The organism is Sulfitobacter sp. HI0129, from assembly GCF_001635395.1.
Classification (GTDB): Bacteria; Pseudomonadota; Alphaproteobacteria; order Rhodobacterales; family Rhodobacteraceae; genus Sulfitobacter.
In genome coordinates, this window is record NZ_LWGH01000487.1 from 1 (window position 1) to 18,688 (window position 18,688).

At 63.0% G+C, this 18,688-nt stretch carries 17 protein-coding genes and 1 pseudogene; 9 read left to right on the forward strand and 9 right to left on the reverse strand.

Annotated features, from left to right (window positions below; translation table 11 throughout):
• The 3 genes and pseudogenes from A3764_RS24705 to trpS form a co-directional block, all read right to left on the reverse strand.
• Window positions 1-163, reverse strand: a pseudogene (locus A3764_RS24705) (class II histone deacetylase); the annotation flags it as partial.
• 84 nt (window positions 164-247) lie between these two features.
• The gene (locus A3764_RS13305; protein WP_067922235.1) at window positions 248-724 is read right to left on the reverse strand and encodes a VOC family protein; all 477 of its coding nucleotides are present in this window, start codon (window positions 722-724) and stop codon (window positions 248-250) included.
• Window positions 725-833: 109 nt separating this feature from the next.
• On the reverse strand, window positions 834-1,859 hold the full coding sequence (gene trpS / locus A3764_RS13310; RefSeq protein ID WP_067922238.1) for a tryptophan--tRNA ligase: 1,026 nt from the start codon (window positions 1,857-1,859) through the stop codon (window positions 834-836).
• 73 nt (window positions 1,860-1,932) lie between these two features.
• Here trpS and A3764_RS13315 point away from each other — a divergent pair, with 73 nt between their 5' ends.
• Window positions 1,933-2,619, forward strand: coding sequence for a rhomboid family intramembrane serine protease (locus A3764_RS13315; RefSeq protein WP_067922247.1), 687 nt, complete (start codon window positions 1,933-1,935; stop codon window positions 2,617-2,619).
• Window positions 2,620-2,631: 12 nt separating this feature from the next.
• Here the strand turns inward: A3764_RS13315 and murJ are convergent, their stop codons facing one another.
• A complete protein-coding gene (gene murJ / locus A3764_RS13320) occupies window positions 2,632-4,176 on the reverse strand; it encodes a murein biosynthesis integral membrane protein MurJ (protein ID WP_067922241.1) in 1,545 nt (514 codons plus the stop codon).
• A gap of 294 nt (window positions 4,177-4,470) precedes the next feature.
• On the opposite strand from murJ, the gene A3764_RS13325 reads away from it, so the two are divergent.
• On the forward strand, window positions 4,471-5,847 hold the full coding sequence (locus A3764_RS13325; protein WP_067922244.1) for a PAS domain S-box protein: 1,377 nt from the start codon (window positions 4,471-4,473) through the stop codon (window positions 5,845-5,847).
• A gap of 24 nt (window positions 5,848-5,871) precedes the next feature.
• Here the strand turns inward: A3764_RS13325 and A3764_RS13330 are convergent, their stop codons facing one another.
• Window positions 5,872-8,658: a [protein-PII] uridylyltransferase gene (locus A3764_RS13330; RefSeq protein WP_067951659.1), complete on the reverse strand. Its 2,787-nt coding sequence runs from the start codon at window positions 8,656-8,658 to the stop codon at window positions 5,872-5,874.
• 13 nt (window positions 8,659-8,671) lie between these two features.
• Window positions 8,672-9,856 carry a penicillin-binding protein activator gene (locus tag A3764_RS13335; RefSeq protein ID WP_067925239.1) on the reverse strand — a complete coding sequence of 395 codons (1,185 nt, stop codon included), beginning with the start codon at window positions 9,854-9,856 and terminating at the stop codon, window positions 8,672-8,674.
• A 96-nt stretch (window positions 9,857-9,952) separates the two neighbouring features.
• Here A3764_RS13335 and rsmI point away from each other — a divergent pair, with 96 nt between their 5' ends.
• The 3 genes from rsmI to gshB are packed head-to-tail and all read left to right on the forward strand — an operon-like array spanning window position 9,953 to window position 12,202.
• Complete coding sequence (gene rsmI, locus A3764_RS13340; RefSeq protein WP_067925229.1) at window positions 9,953-10,816, forward strand: 16S rRNA (cytidine(1402)-2'-O)-methyltransferase; 864 nt, start codon at window positions 9,953-9,955, stop codon at window positions 10,814-10,816.
• Window positions 10,817-10,841: 25 nt separating this feature from the next.
• The gene (locus A3764_RS13345; protein ID WP_067925232.1) at window positions 10,842-11,210 is read left to right on the forward strand and encodes a YraN family protein; all 369 of its coding nucleotides are present in this window, start codon (window positions 10,842-10,844) and stop codon (window positions 11,208-11,210) included.
• Window positions 11,211-11,266: 56 nt separating this feature from the next.
• Window positions 11,267-12,202 (forward strand): glutathione synthase, encoded by a 936-nt coding sequence (gene gshB, locus A3764_RS13350; protein WP_067925235.1) that lies wholly within the window; start codon window positions 11,267-11,269, stop codon window positions 12,200-12,202.
• 36 nt (window positions 12,203-12,238) lie between these two features.
• Here the strand turns inward: gshB and A3764_RS13355 are convergent, their stop codons facing one another.
• The 3 genes from A3764_RS13355 to cobU all read right to left on the reverse strand — a co-directional run bounded on the left by A3764_RS13355 (window position 12,239) and on the right by cobU (window position 14,987).
• Window positions 12,239-13,753 (reverse strand): YifB family Mg chelatase-like AAA ATPase, encoded by a 1,515-nt coding sequence (locus tag A3764_RS13355; RefSeq protein WP_067951660.1) that lies wholly within the window; start codon window positions 13,751-13,753, stop codon window positions 12,239-12,241.
• A gap of 65 nt (window positions 13,754-13,818) precedes the next feature.
• Window positions 13,819-14,400 (reverse strand): histidine phosphatase family protein, encoded by a 582-nt coding sequence (locus A3764_RS13360; protein WP_067922186.1) that lies wholly within the window; start codon window positions 14,398-14,400, stop codon window positions 13,819-13,821.
• Window positions 14,400-14,987, reverse strand: a complete 588-nt coding sequence (cobU, locus tag A3764_RS13365; RefSeq protein ID WP_330220269.1) for a bifunctional adenosylcobinamide kinase/adenosylcobinamide-phosphate guanylyltransferase — start codon at window positions 14,985-14,987, stop codon at window positions 14,400-14,402. The genes A3764_RS13360 and cobU overlap by 1 nt, the downstream gene beginning before the upstream one ends.
• Before the next feature lie 36 nt (window positions 14,988-15,023).
• On the opposite strand from cobU, the gene A3764_RS13370 reads away from it, so the two are divergent.
• From A3764_RS13370 to A3764_RS13385, 4 genes are all read left to right on the forward strand, one after another.
• Entirely contained in the window at window positions 15,024-15,902 is an 879-nt protein-coding gene (locus A3764_RS13370) for an RNA polymerase factor sigma-32 (protein ID WP_067922189.1), read from the forward strand.
• Between the two features lie 139 nt (window positions 15,903-16,041).
• Entirely contained in the window at window positions 16,042-17,235 is a 1,194-nt protein-coding gene (gene coaBC / locus A3764_RS13375) for a bifunctional phosphopantothenoylcysteine decarboxylase/phosphopantothenate--cysteine ligase CoaBC (protein ID WP_067922096.1), read from the forward strand.
• Window positions 17,235-17,720 carry a dUTP diphosphatase gene (gene dut / locus A3764_RS13380; protein WP_067922099.1) on the forward strand — a complete coding sequence of 162 codons (486 nt, stop codon included), beginning with the start codon at window positions 17,235-17,237 and terminating at the stop codon, window positions 17,718-17,720. The genes coaBC and dut overlap by 1 nt, the downstream gene beginning before the upstream one ends.
• A partial coding sequence (locus tag A3764_RS13385; RefSeq protein ID WP_067951661.1) for a HesA/MoeB/ThiF family protein occupies window positions 17,720-18,688 on the forward strand: 969 nt, incomplete at its 3' end. The genes dut and A3764_RS13385, both read left to right, overlap by 1 nt.

An 18,688-nucleotide genomic window follows, 5' to 3' on the forward strand; every position in this document is an offset into this window, starting at 1 on the left:
CCGTCACGTCCATCAGGTTTTTCAGCCGCCGCTTCGTCTCCGGGTTCTCGGGCAGCCCGCCCGCCGCCAGCGGCTGGACAAGGCCCCCGATGGGAAGGGTGAAACTGTAGTTTCCCCCGGCGTGCCAGAAGCAGCGTTCATCCCAATAGAAGGCGGTGGTCATGGCAGGCTCCCTTTGCGGTAACTGCGCCGAAACTGGCGCAGCCCCGCGCGGATGTCCATGGGCGGAAACAGCGCTGGCGCCCCCTCAGCGCGCTTCGGCGAGCAGGGCTTCCAGATCGAGCGGGGCGTTGTTCATGTTGAGATTGCCCTGATTATCGCGCGGCCATTCCTCTGCCGGGCGGTCGCGGTAGAGTTCCACACCGTTGCCGTCGGGATCGCGCAGATAGATCGCTTCGCTCACACCATGATCGGCAGCACCGTCAAGCGTGATCCCCGCCTCGACCACCTTTCGGAATACCGATGCAAGCGCGGCGCGGTCGGGGTAGAGAAAGGCCGCGTGGTACAATCCGGTATGCCCCGGCGGGGGCGGCGTGCCGCCTGCGCTTTCCCAGACATTCAGGCCGATATGGTGGTGGTAACCACCCGCACCGAGAAAAGCCGCCTTTTCCCCGAATTTCTGGTTCAGCTCAAAGCCCAGTATGTCGCGGTAGAAGGCGATCGCCCGGTCGAGATCCGCGACCTTGAGGTGAACATGACCGACGGAGGGGTGCTGTACTGACATGGCGTGTTCCTCTGCGCTATCTGCCATGACTATAGGCTTTGAGAGCCTGTCTTGCCATAGACCGTCGCGCACAGATCCTCTGCGCGAGGAGAGACAGACCCTTCCGCGGTCAGTCGGATCCGACCATGCCGACGATCTCGTAGGTCTTCTTGAGGATCGGTGCCGTGATCTCCCGCGCTTGTGCGGCACCCCGGGCAAGGATGCGGTCGATCTCTGCCGGGTCGTCCATCAGCCGCGCCATTTCCGCCGAGATGGGAGAGAGCTTTTCGACCGCCAGTTCCGCCAGCATCGGCTTGAAGCTGCCGAACTGCTGGCCGCCCATTTCGGCCAGAACGTCGTCGACCGAAAGATCGGAAAGGGCGGCGAAGATATTGACGAGGTTCCGGGCCTCCGGGCGATCCTCCAGACCGGCGGCTTCCGAGGGCAGCGCATCCGGGTCGGTCTTGGCCTTGCGGATCTTCTTGGCGATGGCGTCGGCATCGTCGGTCATGTTGATGCGGCTGGCGTCCGACGGATCGGATTTCGACATCTTCTTCGATCCATCCCGCAGGGACATGACCCGGGTGGCCGCGCCTTCGATCACGGGCTCTGTCAGGGGGAAGAAATCGACCCCGTAGTCGTGATTGAACTTCGCCGCGATGTCGCGGGTCAGTTCCAGATGTTGTTTCTGATCCTCGCCCACCGGCACATGGGTCGCGTGATAGACAAGGATGTCAGCCGCCATAAGCGCAGGATAGCCAAAGAGGCCAAGCGACGCCTTTTCCGCGTTCTTGCCCGCCTTGTCCTTGAACTGGGTCATCCGGCTCATCCAGCCCATGCGGGCCACGCAGTTGAAAATCCAGCCAAGTTGCGCGTGTTCCGGCACCTGGCTCTGGTTGATGAGGATCGATTTCGCCGGGTCGATGCCCGAGGCGATGAACCCCGCCGCCAGTTCGCGGGTGTTGCGCCGCAGCGCCTCCGGCTCCTGCCAGACGGTGATCGCATGAAGGTCGACCATGCAATAGATCGTTTCGAACCCGCCCGCGTCCTGCATGTCCACGAACCGCTTGATCGCGCCCAGATAGTTCCCCAGCGTCAGGCCGCCCGATGGCTGGATGCCGGAAAAGACGCGCGGGGTGAACTGTGTTTGCGACATGGGCGCACCTCTGGGCTGGATCTGGCTGCTCGCCCGGCTTACTCATGGCCGCGAACCCCGTCAAGGAGCGCCCATGTCAGACCCCGAGTTCGAAGCGCCGGTAAACCCGTTGCCGCCCGCAGTAGTGGCCGTTTTCCTGTCGGTCGCGGGGATAGAGGCCGTGCTTTCACTGGGGGAGGCGGGTCTGCTGGGTGGCCCGGGCGCGGTGGGCTGGCGGCTGGGGCTGATCCGTGACTACGGGTTTTCGGGGGATATCTTCGACTGGATGGTGGCCAATGGGCGCTATCCGCCCGATCAACTGCTGCGGCTGGTCACCTATCCGTTCATCCATCTCGGCTTCAGCCATGCTCTTTTCGGCATCGTCCTGCTTCTGGCGCTGGGCAAACTGGTGAGCGAAGCGATGGGCCAGTGGGCTTTTACCGTGATGTTCTTCGGCTCCGCCATTCTGGGGGCCGCGGCTTATGCTGTCGTGCTCGACGATCCCACATGGCTGTCCGGGGCCTATCCGGGGGTCTACGGGTTGATCGGGGGCTATTCCTTTGTTCTCTGGCGCCGGTTGGAAGGGTCCGGACCGGGCCAGTACCGCGCGTTTTCGCTCATCGCTGTCCTGATGGGGCTGCAACTGATCTGGGGTATGCTTTTCGAAACCGGCACGCTCTGGCTGGCGGAGCTTTTCGGCTTCTTCACCGGCTTCGGCCTCAGCTTCGTGCTGGCCCCCGGTGAATGGGACAAGCTGCGGGCGCTGGTACAGCGGCGCTAGTCAGAACCCCGCCTAACCTCTGCGCAGGCTGCGGCGAAAATCCGACAACCGGAAGGCCCCGATCAGCTGGCCCACGCCGAAGTAGCTGACCGCGCCGATCAGGATGAGCGCCAGCAGCGCCAGCCCGCGCCACCAATCCAGCCCCAGAAAAGGCTGCAGGGCGGCATTGCCGAGCCAGAGCGCCCCGCCCATCGCCACGGACGCCAACATGATCCGCCAGATGCGCTGATGGAACCGCGCATCGAACCGTGCCACCTCGGCGCCGAAGCTGCGCGCCCCGATGGCAAGCATGGCGAACATCGCCCAGCCCGCCGCTGTCGTGGCGATCGCGGGTGCGATCCAGCCGACGAAGGGGGCAAGACCGATTGCCAGCGCCGCGTTGATGACCATGGCCGCCACCGCGAAATAGAACGGACGCCGGGTATCTTCGCGCGCAAAATAGATCGGCTGCAGTATCTTCTGAAGAACGAAGGACGGCAGGCCAAGCGCATAGATCATGACCGCCGTCGCGATGGCAGCCGTGTCGTCAACCGAGGATGCGCCCCGTTCGTAAAGGACGCTGACCAGCGCAAAAGGGACCACCATCAGCGCCACCGCCGAGGGGATCGTCAGGGCCAGCGAAACCTCTGCGGCCCGGCTGAGCGCGCTTTGCGCCCCCGGTGTATCGCCTGCGCGCAACCGGCGCGAAAGATCGGGGAGCAGCACGACGCCGACGGCGATGCCCACCACTCCCAGCGGCAACTGGTAAAGCCGGTCCGCCGCAAAAAGCCATGACACGGCCTTGTCGTATTGGCTGGCGACCACCTGACCCACCACAAGGTTCACCTGCATCACGCCGGAGGCCAGCGCCGCGGGCAGGGCGACGACGATCATCGCCTTCATGTCGGGCGTCCAGCGCGGGCGCGACGGACGCAGTGCGAAGCCTGCCGCCGCTGCCGCCCGCCACGTAAGCGTAAGCTGCGCGATGCCGGCAATCGGGATCGACCAGATCAGCCATTCGATCACTCTGCCCCCCGTCAGCGCCGCAATCGTCATGGCGGCAATGACGAAAATATTGAGCAGCACCGGCGCCGCCGCCGCCGCCGCAAAGCGCCCCGTGGCGTTCAGGATCCCCGAAAAGAGGGCCGAAAGGGACATGAACAGGATGTAGGGAAACACAATGCGCCCGTAGTCCACGGTCATGCCGAAACGCGCGTCTTCGGTAAAACCTTCGGCCGTCAGCCAGACAAGGCCGGGCATGAAGATCATGCCAAGCGCGGTCAGCGCCGTCACCGCGAGCGCGAGCCCGTTGAACGCATCGCGCGCGAAGACCGCAGCCTCTTCGCCGCCTTCCAGCCGTTTGGCAAACATCGGAACGAAGGCCGCGTTGAACGCGCCTTCGGCAAAGAAGCGGCGGAACATGTTCGGCAGCCGGAACGCCGCGACAAAAGCGTCCATCACTGGCCCCGGACCGATGAGGGACAGGATCAGTATTTCTCTCACGAAACCGAGCAATCTGCTGAGCAGCGTCCAGATTCCGACGGTGAAGAACCCCGACATGAGGCGAATGGGCTGCATGATCACTCATTCCGAACTGGTGTTCCGGCTTCATTACCTGCAGGGCAAGGGCGGCGCAATGGAGCATAGTGCCGGGCACAATCGAGGGAAAAGGCCGAAATATATCAGGGACATCGCGGAGCGTGCGGGCAATCGCAGGAAAGTTAAAGCAGATTAGCAGCAGACCTTTAGGCCCGAAGAACGATCTGACAGAACGGCCAAGACTTACCACGCCTGATGCGAGAAACCGCGAAATTGTTGCAGAAAATCTGGAAAATTGCGAAGTTGACGGCTCTGGTAGCAAGGGACCAGTAGATGCAGAAGACTTTTGAAGGGGTATCCGCTCTTTCCTTCATCAATGCGATGACCGACGAGGTTGTCGTTCTTGACGATAAGGGCCATATCGTCGCCACCAACATGGCATGGAACGCCTTTTCGGATACGAATGCCGGGGATGCGGACTATTACCATGGGTTGAACTACTTTGACATCTGCAGTTCCGCAAACGGTCCTTCTAGCACCGAGGCGAGCATGGTGCATGAAGGTTTGCGCTCCGTTCTCAAAACCGGGGAGCCCTTCCAGTGTGAATATCCCTGCGACAGCCCGGACGTGAAACGCTGGTTCGAGATGAACGCCTTTCGGTTGATCAATTCGGATGACAGGTTTCTGGTCGTCTCGCACCGTAACGTCACTGTACGGCGCATATCCCAAAGCGATGTGACGGATGCTCACGCCCAGTCAGAATTCCTGTCCGCGCTCGTGGCGACGACGAACGATGCCGTGCTGACCTACGACCTCGATGGCAAGATCATCACCTGGAACCGGTCCGCGGAACGCCTCTACGGCTATACCGCCGAGGAGGCGATCGGCCAGTCGCTGGAGATGCTTTACCCCGCCGACTGGCCCAAGACCATTGAGCAATATCGGGACGAGATCATCGCCGGCAAGTTGACCAACTTCGAAGCCACCCGCGTTGACAAGAATGGCGAAGAGCGTCTGGTTTGGATCAGTTGCGCCCCGATCCGTGGGGCCGACGGTGATATCGTTTCAATCTCGAACATACATCGTGACATCACAGAGGTCCGGCAGGCCGAAAAGGCCCGGGACACGATCGCACATGAAGTCATCCATCGCGCGAAGAACATGCTTTCCGTGGTGAGCGCCATTCATCGGCAGACCGCCCGTTCGGCGACCTCGCTTGAAGAATTCAACAAGGTCTTCGGCGCGCGCATCATGTCGCTTGGCACCTCCACCAATCTGCTGGTGTCGGGGGAATGGTCCCCGGTGCCGCTGGCGCGCCTGCTGGAATCGCAGCTTGCCCCCTTCGTTCCCCGGGAAACCGCGCTGGTGCGACATCAGGGGCTGGACGTAGTACTGGACCCGGATGCGGTGCAGGTCGTCGGGATGGCCATCCACGAACTGGCAACCAATTCGGCGAAATACGGTGTGTTGCTGCAGGAAGCCGGTGTGATCGACATCAATTGGTCCCACAGTGCGGCCGGGCTGGAACTGAGTTGGAAGGAAAACAGCAGGACCGACCCGGCGAACCGCGAAAAAGGCGGTTTCGGCAAGACTGTGCTGACTTCGATGGCGCCGACCATGCTGAAAGCGCAGGCGGGATACGAACTGAACGACGACGGTGTGCATTGGCAGATCGTCATTCCCCAAAGCTACGTCCAGGTCACGCATTGACGTGATGTGACGGGCTGGGCGGAGTCAGTGCTCCGCCCGTTCGACTCCCTCGGCAATGGCGTCGCGCAGGCGCTTTTCCAGCACCTTCTGTTTGCTTTCGGTATAGTATTTCAGGCCGAACATGTCCTTGACGTAGAAGGTATCCACCACCTGCTCGCCATAGGTCGCGATGACCGCATTGGCGATATAGACGTTGGATGCCGCCAGCGTACGCGCCAGATCATAGAGCAATCCGGGCCGGTCACGCGTGTCGACTTCGATGATCGTGTAAATCTCTGACCCTTCGTTATCGAAAGTGATATGAGTGGGCACCCGGAAGGCGCGTTCCCGTTTCTTGACCTTGTCCTTCGATTTCAGTGCCTCCCGGGCGACGACTTCGCCGCGCAGGGTGCGTTCGATCATCTGGCGCAGCCGCGGCAGGCGCGCGTGTTCAAATGCGTTTCCGTCCGCGTCCTGTACCCAGAAGGCATCGGTGACATAGCCGTCGCTGGTGGTGTAGCTGCGGGCATCGACCACGTTCGCCCCCACCAGTGCCAGCGCCCCCGCCAGCCGGGCAAAGATGCCCGGGTGATCCGCCAGCACGAAACTGGCGCGGGTGGCATCGCGGTCCTCATCCGGATGCAGGTCGATGCGGATGTCGTCCCCGTCGATGTCCCGCAACATTTTCGCGAAGGTCACATGAGAGGTGAGATGCAGGCCTTGCCAGTAGGGCGGGTAATGGCGGGCAATTTCCGCCTGCACGTCCTTGCGCGGCCAGTCGGACAGCGCCTCGCGCAGCGCCTTCTTCGCGCCGGCGCCGCGGTTTTCGCGGTTGAGGTCCTCGAGACCGGTTTCCAATGCCCGCTTCGTCTGGCGGTAAAGCCCCCGGATCAGGACAGCCTTCCAGTTGTTCCACGTGTTGGGACCGACCCCGCGAATATCGCAGACTGTCAGCACGCACAGCAAATCTAGGCGCTTGACCGTCTGTACCGCCTTGGCGAAATCCCGCACGGTCCGCGGATCGGCGATATCGCGTTTCTGCGCCATGTCCGACATCAGCAGGTGATAGCGCACCAGCCATTCGACGGTATCAACCTCATCCTGCTTCAGCCCCAGTCGCGGCGCGATCTTGCGGGCCATCTTGGCCCCCAGAATAGAATGATCCTCCGAACGTCCCTTGCCGATGTCATGCAGGAGCAGGGCCACGAACAACACCTTGCGGTTCACGCCCCTCTTGAGGATGGAGGAAGCGACCGGCAGTTCCTCTTCCAGTTCGGCCTTTTCGATCCGGGCGAGGTTGGCGATGCACTGGATGATATGCTCGTCCACCGTATAGCTGTGGTACATATTGAACTGCATCATCGCCACAATCGTCTCGAATTCGGGGATAAATGCGCCCAGCACGCCCAGTTCGTTCATGCGCCGCAGGGCGCGTTCGGGATTGCCGTGCTTCAGCAACAGGTCCAGAAAGATGCGCTGCGCTTCGGGCGTGTTGCGCATGTCCTCATCGATCAGTCGCAGGTTCGACTGCACCAACCGCATGGCATCGGGATGGATCAGCATCCCGGTCCTCAGCGCCTCTTCGAAGATGCGCAGCAGGTTCAGCTTGTCCGAAAGGAAAGCCTGCGGATCGCGGATGGCGATGCGGTTGTGCACCACGTCGTATCCTTCGCGTATCTTCGGTTTGCGGCGGAAGATACGTTCGAGCAGCGGTTCCGCCTTGACGTGCATCGCTTCGAGGGCGGTGATGAAGATGCGGGTCAGGTCCCCGACGGCGGTCGCCTGCCGGAAATACGCCTGCATGAAGACCTCGACACCCCGGCGCCCCCCCATGTCTTCGTAGCCCATCGCTTCGGCCACCTGCACCTGCATGTCAAAGGTAAGCTGCTCCGAGGCGCGACCGGTCAGCAGATGCAGATGGCCCCGCACCGCCCAGAGGAACGCTTCCGCCTCGGAAAAGGTCTGATACTCGTCCGCCCGGAACACGCCCTTGGCCACCAGCTCAGAGCTGTGATCCACGTGATGAATGTACTTCGCGATCCAGAAGAGGGAATGCAGGTCGCGCAGCCCCCCTTTGCCTTCCTTCACATTGGGTTCCACCACATAGCGTTCGCCCTGTTTGAGGTGCCGTTGGTCGCGTTCCTCCAGCTTTGCCTCGATGAATTCGCGGCCCGACCCCGAAAAGAGATCGGTCTTCAGTTCCTTCTCCAGACGCTCTGCCAGTTCGGCATCGCCGCAGATATAGCGATGTTCCAGCAGGGCGGTCTGGATCGTGAAATCCTCTGCCCCCAGCCGCAGGCACTCCGTGATGGTACGGGTCGCGTGGCCGACCTTCAGTTTCAGATCCCACAGGATGTAGAGCATGCTTTCGATCACGCTCTCGGAAAAGGCGGTGACCTTGTAGGGGATGAGAAACAGCAGATCGACGTCCGAATGGGGCGCCATCTCTCCCCGGCCATAGCCACCGACGCCGATCACCGAAAGCCGTTCGCCCCGTGTCGGGTTCGGCTTGTGATGAAGCATGCTGCCCGCAACATGGAGCGTCAGCTGAACGAGATTGTCGGTCAGGTAGGTATAGCTGCGGGCCATGGCGCGTGAATCGAAGGGGGCCGCGCGGAAGGCACGTGCGATTTCTTCGCGCCCATGCTTTTGCGCCTCCCGCAGGATGCGCACGGCTTCGTTACGCAGGGCGGAGGGTTCGAGTCCGTCGCAGGTGGCTTCGAGCTTTGCAAGCAGTGCTTCCGGCTCGACAATGAGTTCGGGCGCACAAATGAGGCGCGGCCGGGCGGCCGCGCCTTTCTCTTCCTGCGCAAGGATGCGGGTAGATGTCATCCTGCGCGCGCGATCAGAAACCGGCGCCGCCGAAGCTGCGCGGCGCAGGATCGATCACCACCACACGCCGGTCGCGGATCGCCGCGACAGCGAGGCCCCGTTCGTTGGTGCCATCGGGCATCAAGCGGAAGACACCGGAAGAGCCACGGAACCCGGCGCCTTGCGTCAGCGAAGCACCTGTCAGCGCGGTCGGGCGACCGGTACGGACGAGCGCGCCCACGGCGGCGACGCCATCAAAGGCGAGCCCGGCCAGCGGATGGGGCTGTTCCCCATAAGCGGCAGTATAGCGCGAAGCGAAGGCTTGCGCCGCCCCGGGGTCGGGCAGGGCAAACCATCCACCCTGAAGACCGGGGAGTGCCAGCGTTTGGGCCGGAATGTCCCAGCGGGTCAGACCGATATACTGCGTGCTGGCGACATTGATCCCTGCAGCCGGCAGAAGCTCCGCAAAAAGCGGCAGTGCACTCGACGAAGACGTCGTAAGGAAAAGCGCGTTGGCGCCGGAGCTTTCGATGGTCGCCTTGATGCGCGGAACGGCAGCCGCCACGGATTCCTGGCTCAGGGCGTAGTCGACCGTGCCGGCAAGCGTCGCCCGGTTGTTGGCGATTGCCTTCTCGATGGCGGACCGACCCAACTGACCGCCGAGATCCTGACCATGCAGGATGGCGATGCGATCCTTGCCGGTACGCTTGGCATAGCCCACGAGGCGATTGGCGGTGTTGTCGAAGGTCGGCCCGAGGATATAGACGTTTCCGCCAGCGATCGTTGGGTTGTTGGAGAAGGACAGCACGTTCACGCCCTGCGGTGCAACAGCGACGCCGGCGGCGTTCGCCGCTTCGCCATACACCGGCCCGAGGATGATCTTTGCCCCTTCATTGACGGCCTGCGCCGCCACTTGCGATGCCGTAGCCGCGTTCCCGGCAGTCCCGTAGACGCGCAGATCGATCTGGACGCCATCGAGATCGCGGATCGCCATGCGCGCCGCATTTTCGAGATTGGCGGCCAGCAGGTTGTCGCTTGCCGATCCGCCACGGGGCACCAGAAGAGCCACCGGCACGGGCGCGTTCACATCGACGCTCGGCCCCCCGGGGGACGCTATCCCCCCCGTCGGAATGGGTTCGCAGGCGGCAAGGACGAGCGCCGCAAGGGGCAGAAGCGCCAGCCGGGCCTTCTTGCGGAGAACTTGGAAAAGGGTCATCATCATAATCGTTTCACTCCATGGCGGTCAGTTTTGCGGCGACGCTGCAGCCGTCCGGCGGTGCCGTGATCATAGAGAGTGCGAAAGGCGGGTCCAGCGTTGAATTACCAGATCACTCCGCTGCCAGCGGGATTGTACTTCGTCGGCGTGCCCATCGGCACGGCGCGGGACATTACCCTTCGCGCGCTCGATACGCTCGCTTCTGCGGATGTTCTTGCGGCCGAAGATACTCGCAGCCTGCGCAAACTTATGGATATTCATGCGATCCCGCTGAAAGGGCGGCGCATACAGTCGCTGCATGACCATACCGGCGAAGGCGCGTTGGAAAACCTCCTGCGCCAGATCGCTGGGGGCGCCTCGGTGGCATATGCCTCCGAAGCGGGCATGCCCCTCATCGCCGATCCGGGGTTCGAGCTGTCTCGCAAGGTCGCGGAGGCGGGACTTCCACAAACCTGTGTACCGGGCCCATCGGCGGCGCTGACGGCGCTATGCGTAGGAGGATTGCCCACAGATGCCTTTCATTTCGCCGGTTTCCTGCCCAATGCTGCCGCGGCCCGTCTGTCGGCGCTCGAGGCACTGAGGGAAGTGCCCGGAACGCTGGTATTCTACGAATCCCCCAAGCGGCTGGGCGCGATGTTGAAAGATGCGGCGAGAGCGCTGGGCGCGCAGCGACAGGCGGCCACATGCCGGGAATTGACCAAGAAGTTCGAGGAGATCACCCGGGGCACATTGGGTGAACTGACCGACCGCTTTTCGGAAAAGGCCCCGAAGGGCGAGATCGTCGTGCTCGTGGACCGTGCTCGTTCATCCTCTGTTAGTGTTTCTGACTTATCCCAAGACCTGAGGGAGGCGCTTGAACAGCTCTCCATGCGGGACGCGGTGGACCTTGTCGCCAGGGCGCATCAGCTTCCACGGCGTAAAGTCTACCAGCAGGCGCTGGCCCTCACGAAGGACGCAGACTAACAAAGGGGCAACTGTGGGCGTACCGATGAACAGGGCTGACCGGGGCCGCATGGCCTATCACGCGGGGATCGCCGCCGAAAACCGTATTGAGCGTGCCTATCTTGACCGGGGGGCCATCGTGTCTCATCGACGCTGGCGCGGAGGGGGCGGTGAAATCGACCTTATCCTCCACGAGGGTGAAGAAGTCGTCTTTGTCGAAGTCAAGAAAAGCCGCAGCTTCGCCGCCGCTGCCGAACGGATTCGCCCGCAGCAGATGCGGCGTATCCATACCAGTGCCGAAGAGTTCCTCGGCGGCGAGCCCAAGGGCCAATTGACCCCCGCCCGTTTCGATGTTGCGCTGGTAGATGCGCGGGGTGATTTCCGCATCGTCGAAAACGCGTTCGGGCACGACTGATCTATTGCGTCCCTGTCGCCTCTGCCTCATCAAGGGGCGATGAAAGAGGGGCAGGCATGAAAATTGCATTTCAGATGGACCCGATCGGGGACGTGAACATCGCTGCGGACAGCAGCTTCCGCCTTGCGGAAGAGGCGCAGGCGCGGGGGCACGAGTTGTTCTTTTATACGCCCGACCACCTCGCCTACCAAGAGGGGCGCATCACGGCGCGGGGTCAGGACATGACCGTTCGGCGGGTCGAAGGCGATCATGTGACGCTGGGCCCGAAGCGTGAGGTCGATCTGGCGGAGTTCGACGTGGTCTGGCTGCGTCAGGATCCGCCCTTCGACATGCATTACATCACCTCCACCCACCTGCTTGACCGGTTACGGGACACCACGCTGGTGGTGAACGATCCGTTCTGGGTACGCAATTTCCCTGAAAAGCTGATGGTGCTGGACTTCCCGGACCTCACGCCGCCCACGACGATCGCGCGTGACCTTGCCACCATCAAGGCATTCAAGGCGAAGCATGGCGATGTCATCCTCAAGCCGCTTTACGGCAATGGCGGGGCAGGGGTCTTTCGCCTCGACGCGGCGGACCGCAACCTCACCTCCCTGCATGAGCTGTTCACCGGGTTTTCGCGCGAGCCACTCATCGTGCAAAAATTCCTGCCGGCGGTATCCAACGGGGACAAACGCGTTATTCTGGTGGACGGCGTACCTGTCGGCGCGATCAACCGGGTGCCGGCGGAGGGGGAAACACGCTCCAACATGCATGTGGGGGGACGACCGGAGAAGGTCGGCCTGACCGACCGGGACCGTGAAATCTGCGACCGCATCGGGCCCGTCCTGCGGGAAAAGGGTCAGGTCTTCGTGGGTATCGACGTTATCGGAGACTACCTGACAGAGATCAACGTGACCTCGCCCACCGGTATTCAGGAACTGGAGCGTTTCGATGGGGTGAACATCGCCGAAAAGATCTGGGAAGCTATCGAGGCGCGACTGGGCTGAAGCAGGCGTTCTCGGGCCGCCATAGGGCTACCGGTCTCAGGCGATCAGCGCGCTTTGCAGCCGGTAGCTGAGCGCTTCGGCAAGGTGGGACCGGGCAACGGTCTCACTGCCATCGAGATCGGCGATCGTTCGGGCCACGCGAAGGACCCTGTGATAACCGCGCGCCGACAGGTTGAACCTGTCCGCCGCCTTCACCAGCAACTCGCGGCCTGCCTTTTCGGGGGTGGCGACCTGTTCAAGGATCTCACCTTCGGCATCCGCATTTACCGCCACGCCGGGGACCTCCGCGTAGCGCTCCGCCTGCCTGCGACGCGCGGCGGCGACCTTGGCGGCGACTTGCGAGGAGCTTTCGCCGGAGGCTGGCAGGTCAAGATCCTGGAAAGCCACAGGGGGTACATCGACCCGTAGATCGAACCGGTCCATCATCGGCCCTGAAATGCGGCCGAGATAATCCTCCCCGCAGTGTGGAACCCGCGCGCAGGCCCGGCTCGCGTCGGTCATATATCCGCAACGGCAGGGGTTTGCGGCGGCGATGAACATGAATCGGCAGGGGTAGCGGACGTGGGCGTTCGCCCGCGCGATCATCACTTCCCCGGTTTCGAGCGGCTGGCGGAGTGTTTCCAGCACCGCGCGTGCGAATTCAGGCAGTTCGTCGAGGAAAAGCACGCCGTTATGCGCGAGCGATACCTCCCCCGGTCTGGCCTGCCGCCCGCCGCCGATGATGGCCGCCATGGAGGCGGTATGATGCGGCTCCCGAAAGGGCCGCGCGCGGGAAATGCCTCCCTCATCTATCAGCCCCGCAAGCGAATGGATCATGGAAGTTTCGAGCGCCTCAGCCGGGCTCAGCGCGGGCAGGATCGACGGAAGGCGGGCGGCCAGCATGGATTTGCCCGAACCGGGCGTGCCCACGAGCAACAGATGGTGCCTCCCCGCCGCCGCGATTTCCAGCGCGCGCTTGGCCCTTTCCTGCCCTTTGACATCCCGTAGATCCCGGGTGGCCGCATGCGGCGCTACCTCACCGGGTTCGGCAGGGATCAGCGGTGCCTGCCCGGTGAAATGGCGCACCACTTCCGACAGGGTGGCCGCTGGTATGACCTGCGTGTCTCCGACCCACGCGGCCTCCGCTCCGGAGGCGGAGGGGCACAGAAGTTTGCAATCGTTCTCTGCCGCTGTCATCGCCGCTGGCAGGGCCCCGGCGACGGGCACCAGCGTCCCGTCGAGCGATAGCTCGCCCAGCGAGACAACGCTTTCAGTCACATCGGCGGGGAGGACTTCGAGTGCTGCCAGCAAGGCGACCGCGATGGGCAGATCGAAATGGCTGCCCTCCTTCGGCAGGTCCGCAGGACTGAGGTTGATGGTGATCCTTTTCGAAGGAAGCGCAATCGCCATGGACGACAGCGCCGCCCGCACCCGGTCCCGCGCTTCGGAAACGGCCTTGTCCGGCAACCCCACGATGGAAAACGCCGGCAGCCCCGCCGTGACCGCGCATTGCACTTCGACCAGACGTGCCTCTACCCCAAGGAAAGCCACTGTATAGGCCCGAGAAACCATCGTGCCCCCCTGTTTTTTCAGCGATAGCCTAGGGACGGGATGGTTGAGAATGTATTAACCGGCCCTCAGGGCAACGTATTGATCGCACCGACAGACCAGCGCTGCCCGTCGTGATGCAACGCGGTGACCGAGAGGTTGTCGATCTTATGTTTGAACACCTCTTCCGGTCGGACGCCGAGCGCGCGTTGCACCTGTGTCAGGATCACGCCGAAATGCGCTACGGCGATGACGTGGCGGGCACTTTGCTCCTCGCAAATCGCGTCCACGGCACGGTTCACCCGGGTGGCGGCCTCGTTCCAGCTTTCGCCACCCGGCGCTACGACATCGCCGGGCGTTTCCCAATAGGCGCGGGACAGTTCCGGGTCACGTCGGGACACTTCGCTGTGGTGCAATCCGTCCCATTCGCCGAAATGCAGTTCCCGCAGGTCTTTCCTGTCCGGCAGGCGTATGCGGGCGGGGGTGGCGATGGCATCCGCGGTGGCACTGGATCTTTGCAGGTCGGACGATACCAGCACCGCCTTCTGGGGCAGCAATCGCGACAGGCGTTCCAGCATTCGCAGGTCGGACAGGTCTGCGGGCACGTCCCGCCAGCCGACGAAATTGCGTTCATGGGTCGGCCCGTGCCGCACCCAGTGCCATGTCTGCATCATGCTTTCCCCGTTTCGTCCTTCAACACCCGCGGAAGGCCCGCGATGACCTGCACCACCCTGTTCGCCTGCGCGGCGAGCGCGATGTTCAATCGGCCCTGTGCCTCGCGGAAACGGCGGGCGAGTGCATTTTCGGGAACGATACCGTGACCGACCTCGTTGCTGACGACCACCCACCGGGCACGGCAGGCACCCAGATGTCCGAGCAGGTCATTCTGCGCGGCGGCAACGTCCCGGTCTTCCATCATGAGGTTGCTGAGCCACATGGTCGCGCAATCGATGAGCACGCCGTCCTCTTCCGACAGGTTGGCAAGCGGCGCGCCGGGGTCGAACGGTGCTTCGATCGTCAGCCAGCGGGCGTCTCGGCGCGCGCGGTGCGTTTCTACCCGCTCTGCTACCTCTGCGTCGAAGATCTGCCCAGTCGCCAGGTAAATCAGGTTCAACTCGCTGTTATGAAACAGGTTTTCCGCATACTCCGATTTACCCGAAGCCGCGCCTCCTAGTACAAGTGTTCCGTGGGGCAACATCCACCTGCCAAATATTTGAACCAAATAGCCGGGTTCTGCGTATCTATCCCGACAGACCATAACAAGATGCACTGGCGGTTTCAGGGGGATTATCAGATGACATTACAGACGGCTCGGGAATTTTCGCTTACCCGCACTGCGATGAAAGCGGAGCTGCTGGACGCGGAAACCGAACTGAAGCTCGCCTATGCATGGCGTGATGAGCGGGACGAGGCGGCGCTGCATCGGCTGATCACGGCATACATGCGGCTCGCCATTTCCATGGCATCGAAATTCAAGCGGTATGGCGCGCCGATGAACGACCTTATCCAGGAAGCGGGTCTGGGCCTGATGAAGGCCGCTGACAAATTTGACCCGGATCGCGGCGTTCGCTTTTCGACCTATGCCGTGTGGTGGATCAAGGCGAGCATTCAGGATCACGTCATGCGCAACTGGTCCATGGTGCGTACCGGCTCCACCTCCTCGCAGAAATCGCTTTTCTTCAACATGCGGCGCGTTCAGGCGCGGCTGGAACGTGAAGCGGCCGCCGCCGGTGAAACGCTGGACCGCCACCAGTTGCGCCAGTTGATCAGCACGGAAATCGGTGTGCCGCTGCATGATGTCGAGATGATGGAAGGCCGCCTTTCAGGCTCCGATTATTCGCTGAACGCGACGCAATCATCCGAGGATGAGGGCCGTCAGTGGATCGACGCGCTGATTGACGAGGGCGCGCAGGCGGCGGAGCAGGTTGAGGAGCGCCACGATACGGCGCAGCTGCGCGCATGGTTGCTGGCAGCCATGCAGGCGCTCAACGAGCGTGAGCAGTTCATCGTACGGGAACGCAAGTTGCGGGATCAGCCGCGCACGCTGGAAAGCCTTGGTGAGGAATTGAACCTCAGCAAGGAACGCGTGCGCCAGCTGGAGGCGGCGGCATTCGGCAAGATGCGAAAGTCGCTCGAAAAACAGTCTACGGAGGTTCTTCACTTCCTCGGTTGAAGGAACTCCGGGCTTAACGAGTACGAAGGCATGCGGACCGAAAGGCGCATGCCTTTGGTTTTTCTGCCCTTCGGTAGGGCTGGCGATACCGAGCCTTGCGCCTTATGGTCTGCCGGACGAACCGCACGAAGGGCGCGCCATGCTGACAGGCAAACATATCCTCCTGATCATCGGGGGCGGCATCGCTGCGTTCAAATCGCTCGACCTGATCCGCCGTCTGCGGGAACGCGGTGCCCGCGTAACGCCCGTGCTTAGCGCTGCCGGGGCCGAGTTTGTTACGCCGCTGTCGGTATCTGCGCTGGCCGGGCAAAAGGTTTTCCGCGATCTGTTTGACCTCGGGGATGAGGCAGAGATGGGGCACATTCAGTTGAGCCGCAGTGCGGACCTGTTGGTTGTCGCCCCAGCAACAGCTGATCTGATGGCCAAGATGGCACAGGGGCAGGCGAACGATCTTGCCTCCACGCTTCTGCTGGCGACGGATACGCCCGTACTGATTGCACCGGCGATGAACGTGCGCATGTGGGAACATGCCGCGACCCGGCGCAATGCCGAAACATTGAAGAAAGACGGTATTGCCTTCGTCGGCCCGGCCGAAGGCGACATGGCCTGTGGCGAATACGGCCCGGGCCGGATGGCCGAGCCGCTCGACATCGTCGCGGCGATCGAGGCACGGCTTGGCGAGGGGCCCCTGAAAGGACGGCGCATCATCGTCACCTCCGGCCCGACGCATGAGCCGATCGACCCGGTACGCTACATCGCCAACCGGTCGTCCGGCGCGCAAGGGGCGGCCATCGCCAAGGCTCTTTCCGATCTGGGTGCGCAGGTGGTTTTCGTCACCGGCCCCGCGACCGTACCTCCGCCCGCGGGGGTGGAGGTCATCCGCGTAGAGACAGCGCTACAGATGTCCCGCGCGGTGGAAGGGGCGCTGCCTGCCGATGCGGCGGTCTTTGCCGCCGCCGTGGCTGATTGGCATGTCGTCGGAGCACAGCAGCGCAAGCTGAAGAAATCGAAGGACGGTTTGCCGAAGATCGAATTCGGGGAAAATCCGGACATTCTGAAAGGAGTGAGTGCCATGACATCGGACAGGCCATCGCTGGTGGTGGGCTTTGCCGCCGAAACGGATGACGTGAAGGCCAATGCCACCGCGAAAAGGCTGCGCAAGGGCTGCGACTGGATCGTCGCCAATGATGTCTCCGCGGGAACGGGCATCATGGGTGGCACGGAAAACGCCGTGACGCTCATCACCGCCGAGGGCTCCGAAGACTGGCCGCGCATGGGCAAGGACGCCGTGGCGCGCAGGTTGGCGGAACGTATCGCCGGGGCTCTGGCCTGATGCTGTCCGGGTCCGAAGGCGGCGGGGGAACGATCTGCGTGGCGTTCAGCTGGGAAGAGGGCGCTGATCGGGCGCTGGGCTTGCCCTCCTATGAAACCGAAGGCGCCGCCGGGGCGGACCTGCGGGCCAACCTGCCACAGGGCCGACCCGTCGAACTGGCAGCCGGGGCGCGGGCGCTGATCCCCACCGGGCTGCGGCTGGCGATCCCGCCGGGCTATGAAGGCCAGTTGCGTGCTCGGTCCGGCCTGGCGCTGCGCCATGGGATCATGCTGCCAAATGCGCCCGGCACCATAGACAGTGACTATCGCGGCCCCTTGGGCGTCATCCTGATGAATGGGGGCGATGAAAGCTTCGAGGTGACCCATGGAATGCGCATCGCGCAGCTTGTCATCGCGCCCGTGACCCGCGCCCGCTTTGCGGTGGTGGAGACGTTGGACAGGACGCCGCGCGGGCAGGGCGGGTTCGGCTCCACCGGGGTACGCTGATGCTGCTGGCGGCCATACTGGGGGCGGCGATCTGGTTCGGCGGCGCCGCGGTCGGAGCGCCGCGTAACCTGAGGCTTTCCCTCCTCGCGCTTCTCTATCTTTCGCTTTTGGGGGTGAACCTGCTGTTCCCCGATGGCCATCCGCTGCGCGAAGCCACGGGTGGCTCTGCCGCGCTCTGGCTCCTTCTGGGCGGGGCCGTGCTGTTGATTTGGGGCTACCGCCGATTGCTGGGCGGGCTGCGCCAGCGCGCCACGGGCAGCGTTACCCCGGTGGGAACGACGCCAGCGTCGGACCAGTTTTCGGAAACCGAATTGAACCGGTATGCCCGGCATATCGTGCTGCGCGAACTGGGTGGCCCGGGGCAAAAGGCACTGAAAAAGGCGCGCGTGCTTGTGGTGGGCGCCGGGGGTCTGGGCGCGCCCGCGCTGCAATACCTCGCGGCCGCCGGTGTCGGCACAATCGGCGTGATCGACGACGACGTGGTCGAGAACGCGAACCTGCAACGGCAGGTCATCCACAAGGATGCCGCGATCGGAACGCCAAAGGTCTTTTCCGCCCAAGCGGAAATGACGGCGCAGAACCCTTTCGTTACGGTACGGCCTTACCATCGCCGGTTCACCGAAGAAATTGCCGCCGATCTGCTGGCGGATTACGATCTGGTTCTCGACGGGACGGATAATTTCGCGACACGCTATCTGGTGAACGCAGCCTGCGTGAAAGCGCGGGTTCCGCTGATCTCCGGCGCGTTGTCGCAGTGGGAGGGGCAGCTTTCCGTGTTTGACCCCGCCCGCGACGCACCCTGCTATCGATGCATCTTCCCCGAAGCTCCCGCCCCCCATCTTGCGCCCTCCTGTGCGGAGGCAGGCGTCCTGGGACCGTTGCCGGGGGTCGTCGGCGCCATGATGGCGGCAGAGGCGATCAAGCTGATCACGGGCGCGGGTACACCGCTGCGCGGGCAAATGGTGATC